The sequence below is a fragment of the Alloprevotella sp. OH1205_COT-284 genome (assembly GCF_003859795.1).
GTDB lineage: Bacteria > Bacteroidota > Bacteroidia > Bacteroidales > Bacteroidaceae > Alloprevotella.
In genome coordinates this window covers 130,513-142,939 of the sequence record NZ_RQYI01000001.1, presented here as the reverse complement: position 1 = coordinate 142,939, position 12,427 = coordinate 130,513, and the positions used below count along the sequence as shown (strand labels likewise).

At 49.7% G+C, this 12,427-nt stretch carries 10 protein-coding genes; 8 read left to right on the top strand and 2 right to left on the bottom strand.

The window, feature by feature from the left end:
• Positions 1-66: 66 nt before the first annotated feature.
• The 8 genes from nhaD (at position 67) to EII14_RS00515 (ending at position 8,158) form a co-directional block, all read left to right on the top strand.
• On the top strand, positions 67-1,437 hold the full coding sequence (nhaD, locus tag EII14_RS00550) for a sodium:proton antiporter NhaD (protein ID WP_124930624.1): 1,371 nt from the start codon (positions 67-69) through the stop codon (positions 1,435-1,437).
• A 41-nt stretch (positions 1,438-1,478) separates the two neighbouring features.
• Complete coding sequence (locus EII14_RS00545; RefSeq protein WP_124930623.1) at positions 1,479-2,153, top strand: outer membrane beta-barrel protein; 675 nt, start codon at positions 1,479-1,481, stop codon at positions 2,151-2,153.
• Positions 2,154-2,201: 48 nt separating this feature from the next.
• Positions 2,202-2,477 (top strand): putative quinol monooxygenase, encoded by a 276-nt coding sequence (locus EII14_RS00540; protein ID WP_124930622.1) that lies wholly within the window; start codon positions 2,202-2,204, stop codon positions 2,475-2,477.
• Between the two features lie 116 nt (positions 2,478-2,593).
• Entirely contained in the window at positions 2,594-3,601 is a 1,008-nt protein-coding gene (locus EII14_RS00535) for a rhomboid family intramembrane serine protease (RefSeq protein WP_124930621.1), read from the top strand.
• A 25-nt stretch (positions 3,602-3,626) separates the two neighbouring features.
• Positions 3,627-4,757: an endonuclease/exonuclease/phosphatase family protein gene (locus EII14_RS00530; protein WP_124930620.1), complete on the top strand. Its 1,131-nt coding sequence runs from the start codon at positions 3,627-3,629 to the stop codon at positions 4,755-4,757.
• Positions 4,758-4,824: 67 nt separating this feature from the next.
• Positions 4,825-6,642 (top strand): arginine--tRNA ligase, encoded by a 1,818-nt coding sequence (gene argS / locus EII14_RS00525; protein ID WP_124930619.1) that lies wholly within the window; start codon positions 4,825-4,827, stop codon positions 6,640-6,642.
• Between the two features lie 94 nt (positions 6,643-6,736).
• The gene (locus tag EII14_RS00520; protein ID WP_124930618.1) at positions 6,737-7,411 is read left to right on the top strand and encodes a viroplasmin family protein; all 675 of its coding nucleotides are present in this window, start codon (positions 6,737-6,739) and stop codon (positions 7,409-7,411) included.
• Positions 7,412-7,714: 303 nt separating this feature from the next.
• Complete coding sequence (locus EII14_RS00515) at positions 7,715-8,158, top strand: hypothetical protein (RefSeq protein WP_124930617.1); 444 nt, start codon at positions 7,715-7,717, stop codon at positions 8,156-8,158.
• A gap of 320 nt (positions 8,159-8,478) precedes the next feature.
• Here EII14_RS00515 and EII14_RS00510 read toward each other — a convergent pair whose 3' ends face one another.
• Both EII14_RS00510 and EII14_RS00505 read right to left on the bottom strand, forming a co-directional pair.
• The gene (locus EII14_RS00510; RefSeq protein ID WP_124930616.1) at positions 8,479-8,823 is read right to left on the bottom strand and encodes a MarR family winged helix-turn-helix transcriptional regulator; all 345 of its coding nucleotides are present in this window, start codon (positions 8,821-8,823) and stop codon (positions 8,479-8,481) included.
• 376 nt (positions 8,824-9,199) lie between these two features.
• Positions 9,200-12,418: an efflux RND transporter permease subunit gene (locus tag EII14_RS00505; protein ID WP_124930691.1), complete on the bottom strand. Its 3,219-nt coding sequence runs from the start codon at positions 12,416-12,418 to the stop codon at positions 9,200-9,202.
• Positions 12,419-12,427 lie beyond the last annotated feature (9 nt).

The window sequence follows — 12,427 nt, the reverse complement described above, 5'->3', positions numbered from 1 at the left end:
GTGGCTGTTTGTTTGCGCATAAGAGATTTTTTTGCGAATTTTGCGCCAAGTATTTTCTGAAAATCCATATCTATGCTCACTCCTCTTATTGTCGCTGTTTTTGCGATAGGCTACTTGTGCATCACTCTTGAAGACGGCTTGAAGGTGAACAAGGCGGCGATTGCGCTGTTGATGTGTGTGACCTGCTGGGTGTTGTTTATGTTTGGTGCGGAGGAATATATCCCCCTTTTCCATGCGGAAGCCTTTGCCCAAGCCGGCGAGAGCGTACATCGTTTCGTCACATCTCACATCTTGCGCGAGCATTTGGGCGAAGTGGCCGAAACGCTGTTTTTCCTCATCGGAGCGATGACGGTCGTAGAAATCATCGACACAAACGGAGGTTTCAACTTTGTGCGCGACGCCCTCGATACACGATCGAAGCGTTTGCTGATGTGGAAAATGGCTTTCATGACGTTTTTTCTATCGGCCACGCTCGACAACCTCACCACGACGATTGTGATGATCATGGTGTTGCGCAAATTGGTGTTCGATCGAAACGACAGACTCATTTATGCCTCTCTCATTGTCATTGCCGCCAATGCGGGAGGAGCCTTTTCGCCCATCGGAGATGTCACCACCATTATGCTTTGGATCAAGGGAACGGTGAGCACGGCAGGTGTGATCCGAGAATTGTTTTTACCCAGTTTGGTGGCCATGGTGGTGCCGGTGTTCATCATGCAATATCAAATCAAAGGCCAACTGTCTGCATTCGCCCAAACGGAAACCGAAGAAATCATCTCGCACTATCAATTTTGCAGTTTTGAACGCAAAAGCATCTTTGCACTCGGTGTGGGCGGTTTGCTCTTCGTACCTGTGTTTCACAGTTTCACACACCTACCTCCCTTCATGGGAATGTTGCTCGTATTGGGAGTGCTGTGGACGCTTACGGAATTGTTTTATCGCAGAAAGAAGCACAAAGACAGCACGATGAAACAACGCGTCACGAGCATTTTGAGAAAAATAGACATGACGACGATTTTGTTTTTCTTGGGTATTCTTTTGGCAGTCGCCACTTTACAGGAAACTGGCGTGTTGCGCTCTTTCGGGCAATGGCTCAATGAGGTTTCCAATAAAAATCACTTCCTCGTTACGGGCGTGATAGGCTGTGCTTCGGCCGTTGTGGACAATGTGCCGCTTGTGGCCGGCTGCATGGGAATGTACGAGATCGCTCCCATGGGCGACTTTGCACGCGACGGAATTTTTTGGCAACTTTTGGCCTACTGTGCCGGCGTCGGCGGATCGATGCTCATCATTGGCAGCGCGGCAGGAGTAGTGGCCATGGGATTGGAGAAAATTCCTTTCGGATGGTATATGAAAAAAATCACATGGATAGCTGCCGTCGGATATTTTTCGGGAATAGCCACCTATTATGTGATACGTGTCGTTTTGGGTTTCTGAAACGGAAATCAAGTTATTATTTTCATTAAAACAAAGCTGTTATGAAAAAACTTTTTCTTTCCCTCATTGCCATGTTGGCAAGTTCGCTCACGGCGAATGCTTTCGTAGACATCGATTGGGGTGTGACGGGAGGCTACAACCTTTCCAGTTTGAACATTGACAAATCTGAAATCACCAATACGCTGAAAGGAAAAAGCGGAACTTCGGGGTGGTACATCGGCCCCAAAGTGAACGTAGGGCTGTTTCTCGGTCTGAGTGCCGACGCGGCGGCCGTGTATAACCAACGCGAGTTTAAGGTGAGCACAAACAACACCGACAACCAAACGAAGCATTCGAAAACGATCGATTTCCCCATTAACTTGAAATACCGGCTTTCGCTGGGAGGAACGGGCGTTTATGTCAGCACGGGCCCTCAATTTTCGTTTAATGTGGGCAACAAGAAGTGGGACATCGGCGAGCTGCTCGTCAATACGGGCATGGGCGGTTCTATCCCGACTCCGGTGAGCGGTGTGTTCAAGAGCGAAAACATGACCACCAAGTGGAATGTCGGCGCCGGCGTGATGCTGATGGATCGCCTCGAAATCGGTATTTCCTACAACAAAGCTCTCGGCAAAGAGGGAAAGACCTTGCTCGAAGGTGCCGGATTGCCTATCGGCTTTGGAGTTTCCGAATATAAGGCCGACACTTACAGCCTGCAAGCCACACTTTATTTCTAATCCGAAAATCGGATAGACCATTGTTTCAAACATTTCAATCATTTTTTTATGATTCGCATCAATTGTTTTTTTCAGGCCAACGAAGGCCAATATGATGCAGCCCTCGAAGCTGCCCTCACGCTGACCGCCGCCAGCCAAAAGCACGAAGGTTGCATCTCCTACGACGTGTTTGAGAGCGGCACCCGTGCCGATATCTTCATGTTTTGCGAAACTTGGAGCAACGCCGAAGCCGTAGCCGCACACACCGCCACCGAAGATTTCAAAACACAGGTGGAAAAACTGGAAAGCCTCGGCAAAATGAAAATCGAACAATTCGAATTTTAAGGCCAACGGCACAAGCCGTTCTACAAAAGAGAAAAAGGTTTAAGGAGGAAGGGTCGCCACGAGATCCGACCGCCTTAAACCTTCACTCATAAGAAAACGTATTCTCTCCGCACCACATGCTTAAAAATATACCTACCGTCACTCGTAACCTGCTGTTCATAAACATCATCATCTTTATGGTGCAGCAAGTCATCTCGCAACGCACGGAAGATGTTCTCACACATTATTTCGGCCTGCACTTCTACATGGCCGAAGATTTCAGAATTTGGCAGCTCGTCACCTATATGTTTCTGCACGGTTCGTGGCAGCACGTGTTGTTGAATATGTTTTCGCTTTGGATGTTTGGCCGCATCATCGAAAACACGATGGGGCAACAGCGTTTTTTGATCTATTATTTCGTTTGCGGCATAGGAGCCGGTTTGTGTCAGGAGCTTTGGCAAACGGGTGAGTTTTTCTTCAAACAACTTTACCTGCACGACATGGTCTATATCGAAAACACGGTGATTCCGTTGAGCGATTATCTCAACCTTTGGGTGACGATCGGTGCAAGCGGGGCGTGCTACGGCGTTTTGTTGGCTTTTGGCATGACGTTTCCCAACGACCGCATCATGCTGCTCATTCCCCCCATTCCGATGAAAGCCAAGTATTTTGTGATCTTCTATGCGCTCATCGAAGTTTGGTCGGCTTTCTCTTCAAACGGAAACATCGCCCACTTCGCCCACCTCGGCGGAATGCTTTTCGGTTTTCTTCTGATTTTGCATTGGCGCAAAAAAGAACGCCGAGGTTCGCAAGGGTTCAGTTGGGGAAGCTACGGCGGAAATCGCAACACACATTCAAAAAGCGGAGGAGTGTTGCAAAGCATACGAACGGCCTTTCAGCGTTTCGGTGCGGCCATAGAAGAAGGCGTTCGCTCCTTTTTCGGAGTGAACAACAAAAACGACGGTTACGATCGCAATTCCAACAGCCGTCACCGATATTCCAATCCCGACCACGAATACAACGCCCGAAAACGTGCCCAACAAGAACGTATCGATGAAATTCTCGACAAAGTGAGAAGATCGGGATACGCATCGCTCACGGAAGACGAAAAACGAGAACTTTTCGACAACAGCAACCGCCGTTGATTTCTCTTCCTCTTTCAATCGTCGCATGAAAAATCCGTTCAAGATATTCACCCGTCCCGAACGAAGCACCGGTTCGCGTGTTGTTTCGTCGATGGTCGCCGGCGCATCGTGGTTGTCGGTGCTGACGTTGTGGATATCGGCATCGAGCGTTTACGTCAATCCGGTTCACTTCAAGTGGTTTGGCATCATCGGTTTGGCCTTTCCCCTTTTTCTCGGCGGAACGGTGGTCATGTTGTTTGTCGCTTTGCTTTTTGCACCGCGCCGCAGCTGGATACCTCTGCTCGGCATTGCGGCCTGCTTCGGATCGATACGGAGCTACATCCCCTTTAATCCGTTCAAAGAAGCCGTCACTCCCGACCGGTCACATCTGCGTGTGGTGAGCTATAACGCCCACATGTTTTTGTTTGAAAACGACAAAAATTACACAGAAACCTCCGCATACCTGCGCGATCTCCACGCACAGATCATTTGCATTCAGGAAGGACCTCCTTCGCCGGCACTCAACGACACCCTCCGCCAACGATTTTCCAACACGTCCACTCCTCACTACGATTACGACTGCGTGAACGCCTCTTCGATAGGGATTATCTCTTCTTATCCGATCGTAAAAAAAGAGGTCATTTCACGCCATGAGGGAAACGGCATCGTGGCCTATTGGCTGCTGCCTTCAAAAGAAGACAGTTTGCTGGTCGTAAATTGCCACCTTCGCTCAAACATGCTTACTCCCGATGAACGCTCGCAATATCATGCCATGGTCAAATCGCCCGACACGCAAACGGAAGACGAAATGGTAAACACCTCCCAAAAACTGGCTTCCAAAATTGCATCTTCCGCACAAGTTCGTGCCGGCATGGCCGACACGTTGGCATTGTTTATAGAGAAACATTCCGACACGCCCACCATTGTTTGCGGAGATTTCAACGACACGCCCATTTCCTATTCGCGCTATCGTGTTGCACGCACCGGCATGACCGACGCATTCCGAGAAGTGGGCATGGGAGTCGGACGGACTTTCAACCGCGACGCCATCTACGTGCGAATCGACCACATGTTTTGCTCCTCACACTTCTCGCCCATTACCACGCGCATCGACGACCATTCGGATTTCTCCGACCACTACCCCATTATCTCCACCTTCCGACGGAAACGAGAATAAACGGGAAGTTTGGCATAATCATTGAAAAATAGTACTTTTGCAACTCACAACAAGCTCTCATAAAGACATGAACATAGAATCTTTGCTCACCGCCTCGATAGTGAAAGCCGTAAAGCAACTTTACGACACAGACATCACTTCCGAACAAGTGTCGATACAAAAGACAAGACCCGATTTTGAAGGACACCTCACCCTCGTGACCTTCCCCCTTCTGCGCATTTCCAAGAAAAAGCCCGAAGACACGGGAGAAGACATCGCCTTGTGGCTCGTGGAAAACACCGACCTTGTCTATACCTTCAACATCGTCAAGGGTTTTCTCAACCTCATCATCTCACCGGCAAAGTGGGTGGAGCTTCTCAACCACATACACGCACAACCACAGTTTGGCACCACGGAAGCCGGAAACGACGCTCCGCTCGTGATGATAGAATACTCGTCGCCCAACACCAATAAACCTCTCCACCTCGGCCATGTGCGCAACAATCTGCTCGGGTGGTCGGTAGCCAAAATAGCCGAAGCCAACGGAAACCGTGTCGTCAAAACAAACATCGTGAACGACCGCGGCATACACATTTGCAAATCCATGTTGGCTTGGCAAAAGTTCGGAAACGGCGAAACTCCCGAAACCTCCGGCAAGAAAGGCGACCATCTCATCGGGGACTACTACGTGGCCTTCGACAAGCATTATCGCGCCCAAATCAAAGAAATCGCAGAGCGACTGACCGCCGAAGGCATCGCACCCGAAGAGGCCGAAGCACGCGCCAAAAAAGAAGCTCCGCTCATGGTCGAAGCTCACCAAATGCTCGTCAAGTGGGAACAAGGCGACGAAGAGGTGAGGGCATTGTGGAGAAAAATGAACGAATGGGTATATGAAGGTTTCGATGAAACCTACAAAGCCCTCGGCGTTTCGTTCGACAAGATTTACTATGAGTCAGACACCTATCTCGAAGGTCGGGAGAAAGTGGAAGAAGGCTTGGAAAAAGGCATTTTTCATCGCAAAGACGACGGCTCGGTTTGGGCAGATCTCACGGGCGAAGGTCTTGACGAAAAACTCCTGCTCAGAGCCGACGGCACAAGCGTCTACATGACGCAAGACATCGGAACCGCCAAACTCCGATTCCAAGACTATCCCATCGACAAAATGGTCTATGTCGTCGGCAACGAGCAAAACTACCACTTCCAAGTGCTCTCCATTTTGCTCGACAAATTGGGATTCTCTTGGGGCAAAGATCTCGTACACTTCTCCTACGGCATGGTCGAACTGCCCAACGGAAAAATGAAAAGCCGGGAAGGCACCGTGGTCGATGCCGACGATCTGATCGAAGGCATGATCGAACAAGCCCGGCGAACCATGGACGAAGCCGGAAAAAACACCGATATGAGCGAAAGCGAAAAACAAGAAATCGCCCGCATCGTCGGACTCGGCGCACTCAAATACTTCCTCCTCAAAGTCGATGCACGCAAAAACATGGTGTTCAATCCCGAAGAGTCCATAGACTTCAACGGAAACACCGGCCCGTTCATACAATACACTTACGCACGCATACGCTCCATTCTCCGCAAAGCCGAAGATGCAGGCATGACCCTTCCCACCGAGCTGCCCGCAAATGTGGAGATTTCCACAAAAGAAGAAGAAATCATACAACATATCGCCGATTTCTCCGACGTCGTGCGTGCCGCCGGACAAGACTATTCGCCCTCGGCCATTGCCAACTACTGCTACGAATTGGTGAAAGAATACAATCAGTTTTACCACGAATTTCAAATTCTCCGCGAAACCGACACCGACAAGCGCAACTTCCGCCTCGTACTTTCGCAAAACGTGGCCAAAATCGTGCGTATCGGCATGGAAATGCTCGGCATAGAAATGCCCGAACGCATGTAGTCGTCGCCTCTATCCCCCTATACCACGGACGGCAAGGTGAACATAGCGTTCACTCTGCCGTCCGTTTTTCGTTTTATCGCAAAATTTCAGCGTCATGGCAAAATCTCCGAAATACTATGTCGTATGGCAGGGACACAATCCCGGCATCTACACTTCGTGGAGCGAATGCGAAGCCCAAATCAAAGGCTTTGAGAAAGCAATCTACAAGAGCTTCAAAACGCTCTCCGAAGCACAAGCCGCCGCACAAGCCGATCCGGCGAAATATATCGGAAAATCGGGCAACAATTCAGCTCCCACGACAACCACAGACCAAACCCGACCCCGAAGAACGGTAAACATGCCGGCCTCTCCCGACGTGCTCCGACACATCGAACACGAGGCCATAGCCGTAGATGCCGCCTGCTCGAAAAATCCCGGGCCGATGGAATACAGAGGAGTCTATTTAAGAACGGGAAAAGAAATCTTTCATTTCGGCCCCATCAAAGGCACCAACAACATCGGCGAATTTCTCGCCATTGTTCACGCCCTTGCCCTGCTCGAAAAAAAAGGACTGAAAATGACCATCTATTCCGATTCGGTCAATGCCATGTCGTGGGTGCGACGCAAACACTGTAAGACCACCTTACAACGAACCCCTCAAAATGCGCAGCTCTTCGAATTGATAGATCGCGCCGAAAGGTGGTTGAAAACACATCCCGTAAACTGCCCCATTCTGAAATGGGAAACACAGGAATGGGGAGAAATCCCGGCCGATTTCGGCAGAAAATAGAAAGTAGAAATCTGAGAGCAAAGCGTTCAGCCGATTTACAAACAGACACGCCAAATTTCATGACATCAACCCGCCTCCGAAAAAGGCAAACCCTTCAACGCTCCGCAAAAACGGCATCGCTCCAAAACTGCAACTTTTCATCGCTCGCGCCGCCGTTCTGCTTTCGGTGCTTCCTCCTCCGCGGCGTCTTCGATGAAACCGCTCTTTTCGGACGTTTTCTTACCCTATAATTTTATTTTTGCCGTTTTGCCTTCACCAAACGGATTATACCATTGAATATGAGTGAGTTTCGTGCGAAGGCAAGTGAAGGCAAAACTTTCGAAATCATCGCAATCTCCTGAAAATCAATATACCTTTGGTGAAAGCAAACCCCTCGTTTTGCTTTCACCTCCTTTCACTGTCGCAGTGCGTGACATCTCCGTTTTTCAAGGCAGTGAAGGCAAAAAATCGCATCAACAAATTGATTTTCAATTTATTAGAAAACACTTTTTCATTTTGCCTTCACTTGCCTTCGCACAAAACAAACTGATATTCAGAGGATTGCCTCATTTAGCGGAAGCAGTGAAAGCAAAATGTGATCACATGGTATACGCGCGCGTGCGCGAGAGCAACTGTTTTACAATTCGACAGGAGGCAGATTTCTCTACCTTGGAGTTAGAAAATTCTAACTCAGAGGTAGTTTTTCTTCGCTCAGAGGTAGTCGTGTCGGTCTGTCCTGCTCAAATCGATATTCGGGCAGGTATATAAAAATAAGGATTGGTGCAGCGCAACAACATGACAGTTGCACACATATTTGGTGTAAAACTCTTGCTTGGCAAAACAGCCCGACAAAGAGGCATGAGGTATAGAAAAAATGCGCTTACACGCATGTATGAGCATAAAGGCGATGCTCACTTCCGAGAACATAAATTCTGCGTAAATATCTTTATAAAAAGCCTTTCGGAGGATATTCGTTATTTCGTCGGGCAGCCATAATTTCAAAAAAGCGGAAAACGATCGTTTTCCGCAAAACAACGCATGATCCCGTCAATGAAAACGGGATCGATACATTTTATTTATCGACCGACTCAACGAAGCGGTTCGGGCAATTCGACGGGATCGGCTTTGAGCGTTGAGAGGCGATCGGTGCCCTGAGGGGTAAGGGAAAAGAGCATCTTTCTCTTGTCTTCCTTTCCCATCGAACGCTTGATGAGCTTTTTCTTTTCGGCCGAGGCTATCACTTTTGAAGTATTCGAGCAAGTAAGTCCGAGACGTTCGGCCAAATCTCCGGCGGTGAGCTTATTGTTTTCAAAAAGCGTGCAAAGAAGCATGGCCTCGTTGAGGTTGAGGTTGTAGTTTTCTTCGAAATAATGTTCCAAAGAAAGGACGGCACGATAAACGTCGCGCACCTTGCAAATATTGAAACTATTCATATTAGAATTGATAGACTGAACAAAAACAAAGCACGGTTTCCCATTCAAAAAATGCGAAACGAGCATAAAACACACCGCCGACACGACGAAGAAATCATCGCGTTGAACGGCAAAAGGCATATCTCGGATTTATTTCCGACTACAAAGATAGGAAGAAATGCCGCAATTTTGCGAAATAATGAGCAAAAGTTTTGTTTTTTATCTCCCAAGGGTACTTTTATGCCATTTTAATGGTCATAAAACGTCGCAAACGCTTGATATTCGCAATCATATTGTTTGTTTCACTAAATTGAAAAACGTAGATGAAAATCTCCCCGAAAGGGACTTTGCCGTACCCTTTCGGGGAGTTGAATAGGTGAGATGATGTCGAAAAGGGTCATTGCACTTTTCCGCGCATGGCTTTGAAATAGAGCAACGGCACTACGACGAGGGTGAGAACGGTGGACGAGATCGAACCACCGATGAGCGAAATGGCCAATCCTTGGAAAATGGGATCGAACAGCATGACAATCGCACCGAGCACCACACCTCCGGCGGTGAGGAATATGGGGGTGGTGCGCACTGCTCCCGACTCGACTATGGCCTGACGAAGCGGTATGCCGGCTTTCAAACGAAGGTTGATGAAGTCGATGAGCAAGACCGAATTGCGCACCATGATTCCTGCCAAGGCAATGAAGCCGATCATCGAGGGTGCGGAGAAGTAAGCTCCGAGCATCCAGTGTCCCAGCACAATGCCGATGAGAGAGAGGGGAATGGCGGTCATTTGCACAAGCGGAGTGACAAAACTTTGAAACCAGCCCACGATAAGGATGTAGATGATGATGAGCACGGCTGCAAAAGCCAATCCCAAATCACGGAACACTTCGTAGGTGATTTTCCACTCTCCATCCCATTTGACGGAAAAGTCTTCTTCATCGTGAGGTTGTGCGCCGTATTCCTCCGAAAGCGTGTAGCCTTGGGGAAGTTTGACCTCTTTCAGACGTTTGCTGACATCGGTCATGGGGTAGATCGGACTTTCGAGCTCTCCCGCCACTTCTGCCAACACGTAGACCACTCGTTTTTGATTTTTCCGGTGAATGGTCTTGGGCTTTATTCCTTGTTTTACTTCCACCACGTCGGCCATGGGAACGGGCATTCCCCGTGTGTTGATGATCGAGAGGTTTTTCAGATTTTCGGGCGTTGCCTTGTCGGCGTCCGACAGGCGCAGAGTGATGCGGGCAGGGTGTTCGGCTCCGGGTTGGCTGAGGCTTCCGACCTGAATTCCGGCCAGCGCACCGTGAATTGTTCCCGACACTTGCGCTGCGGCCACTCCGAGTTTTCCGGCCTTGTCCTTGTTTACTTCCAATAGTATTTCGCGTTGGTCGTCTTCCACCGTCCAATCGACATCGGCCACGTTGTCTGTCTTGGCCAAGAGTTCTTTAACCCGGCGGGCTATTTCGATCTGCTTGTCGTAGTCGGGGCCGTAGACTTCGGCCACGATCGTAGACATGACGGGAGGGCCCGGAGGGACTTCCACGATTTTGACGTTGGCTCCCAGACGTTGTCCGATTTTTTGGAGTTCGTCGCGCATTCCGGTCGAAATTTCGTGACTTTGCGCGCTGCGCTCGTTTTTATCCACCAGATTAACCTGTATGTCGGCCACGTTGTCGCCTTTTCTCAAATCGTAGTGGCGCACCAGTCCGTTGAAGTTGATGGGAGCCGATGTTCCGACATAGGTTTGGTAGTGTGTCACCATGTTTTGCCGGGCAATGTGTTGTGCCAACTCTGAGGCCACGGCAGCGGTGCGTTCGAGCGTTGTGCCTTCGGGCATGTCGATGACGACTTGAAATTCGTTTTTATTGTCGAAAGGCAGCATTTTCACCGCCACGCTCTTCGTGTAGAACAAACCGAAAGAGGCAAACAACACCGCCGTCAATCCGAGCATGAAAGCCCAACGGTTTCTGCGCTTTTCAAGGAAAGGGAGCATCACGCTTTCGTAGATGCGATAGAGCTTCGTGCGCGGCACGGTGTAGGTGTTTTCGTCTTCCGAGGCAACGGTCGTTTCGTTCTTACCGCTCTTATCCTTTGCCCTCAAAAACAGAAATCCGAAATAAGGAGTGAGTGTCAGTGCGAGCAAGAGCGAGAAAATCATCGCTATCGACGAACCAATGGGCATGGGGCTCATGTAAGGCCCCATCATGCCCGACACAAAAGCCATGGGGAGCACAGCGGCAATGACGGTGAAGGTGGCGAGAATGGTGGGATTGCCCACTTCGTCAATGGCCGCCAATGCGGCTTTGAGCGGCGGGAGGCGATTCATTTTGAAGTGGCGGTGCATGTTTTCGGCCACAATGATAGAGTCGTCCACCACGATACCCGTCACAAAGACAAGTGCAAAGAGCGTGATGCGATTGAGCGTGTAGTCCAAGAAATAATAGGCAAAAAGCGTAAGGGCGAAAGTGACGGGGACGGAGAGAAAAACCACCAATCCGCCGCGCCAGCCCATTGCCATCATCACAAAGATCGTGACCACAAGAATGGCCATGGCGAGGTGCATGAGCAATTCCGACACCTTTTGAGAAGCCGTTGCTCCGTAGTTGCGCGTCGATTCCACACGCACATCGTCGGTGATGACGGTTTGTTTGAGTTTTTCGATCTTTCGGGTCACCACTTCGGCCAGTTTCATGGCGTCGGCACCTTTCTTTTTGGCAATGGCAACGGTCACGGCTTCATACTCTCCGGGATGCTGTTTTCGGAGTTCCGGATTTGCCGCACCATATCCCATGGAGACGTAGTCGGAAGGAGTTTCGACGCCGTCTTCTATCCGTGCCACCTGATGCAGATAAACGGGCTGCCCTTCATTGACGCCGACAATGGTGTTTCTCACCTCTTCGGCCGAAGCAAAAAATCCTCCGGTCGAAACGGCAATGGCTTCATCTGCTGCCACCAGCTTTCCGCTGCGCATTTGTGCATTGTTGCCCTGCAACACCTGCGCCACGCCGAGCATATCGATCTTGGCCGAAGCCATTTTTTCTTTGTCGAGCACAACGTTGATGCTGCGCGACTGTCCGCCGATGACGTTCACCTGCGCCACATCGTGAATCTTTTTGATTTCATTGCCCACCACTTCGGCCACTTGTCTGAGGCGATAGCCGTCAAGACTGTCGCTCCACAACGTAAATCCGAGTGCGGGAACATCGTCGATGGCTCTTGTTTTCACCAAAGGCATCATCACTCCGCGAGGCATGCGATCCATATTTTTCATCAACTCGTTGTAGAGTTTCACCAACGACCGCTCCACGTCCTCACCGACGTAAAACTGCACGGTGAGCATGGCCATTCCATCCATGGAGGAGGAATAGACGTCTTCGACTCCTTTGATGTTGGAGGCTATTTTTTCGAGCGGAAGCGCAACTCCGGCTTCCACCTCGGCAGGCGTCGCTCCGGGATAGGCGACGAATATGTCGGCCATCGGCACATCGATCTGAGGCTCTTCTTCACGAGGTATGAAAGACACGGCAAACGCGCCCAACAACAGAAAAGCGATCATCAGCAACAAGCTGAGTTTGGATCGAATAAATCCTTTGGCTATAATTCCAGATAGTCCGTTTTCCAAATTCATGAT

What these genes read in the sequence shown, in the direction of transcription:
- EII14_RS00545 (WP_124930623.1), top strand. Translation starts at nt 1,479, where the DNA reads ATGAAAAAACTTTTTCTTTCCCTCATTGCCATGTTGGCAAGTTCGCTC.
- EII14_RS00540 (WP_124930622.1), top strand. Translation starts at nt 2,202, where the DNA reads ATGATTCGCATCAATTGTTTTTTTCAGGCCAACGAAGGCCAATATGAT.
- EII14_RS00535 (WP_124930621.1), top strand. Translation starts at nt 2,594, where the DNA reads ATGCTTAAAAATATACCTACCGTCACTCGTAACCTGCTGTTCATAAAC.
- EII14_RS00530 (WP_124930620.1), top strand. Translation starts at nt 3,627, where the DNA reads ATGAAAAATCCGTTCAAGATATTCACCCGTCCCGAACGAAGCACCGGT.
- argS (WP_124930619.1), top strand. Translation starts at nt 4,825, where the DNA reads ATGAACATAGAATCTTTGCTCACCGCCTCGATAGTGAAAGCCGTAAAG.
- EII14_RS00520 (WP_124930618.1), top strand. Translation starts at nt 6,737, where the DNA reads ATGGCAAAATCTCCGAAATACTATGTCGTATGGCAGGGACACAATCCC.
- EII14_RS00510 (WP_124930616.1), bottom strand. Translation starts at nt 8,823, where the DNA reads ATGAATAGTTTCAATATTTGCAAGGTGCGCGACGTTTATCGTGCCGTC.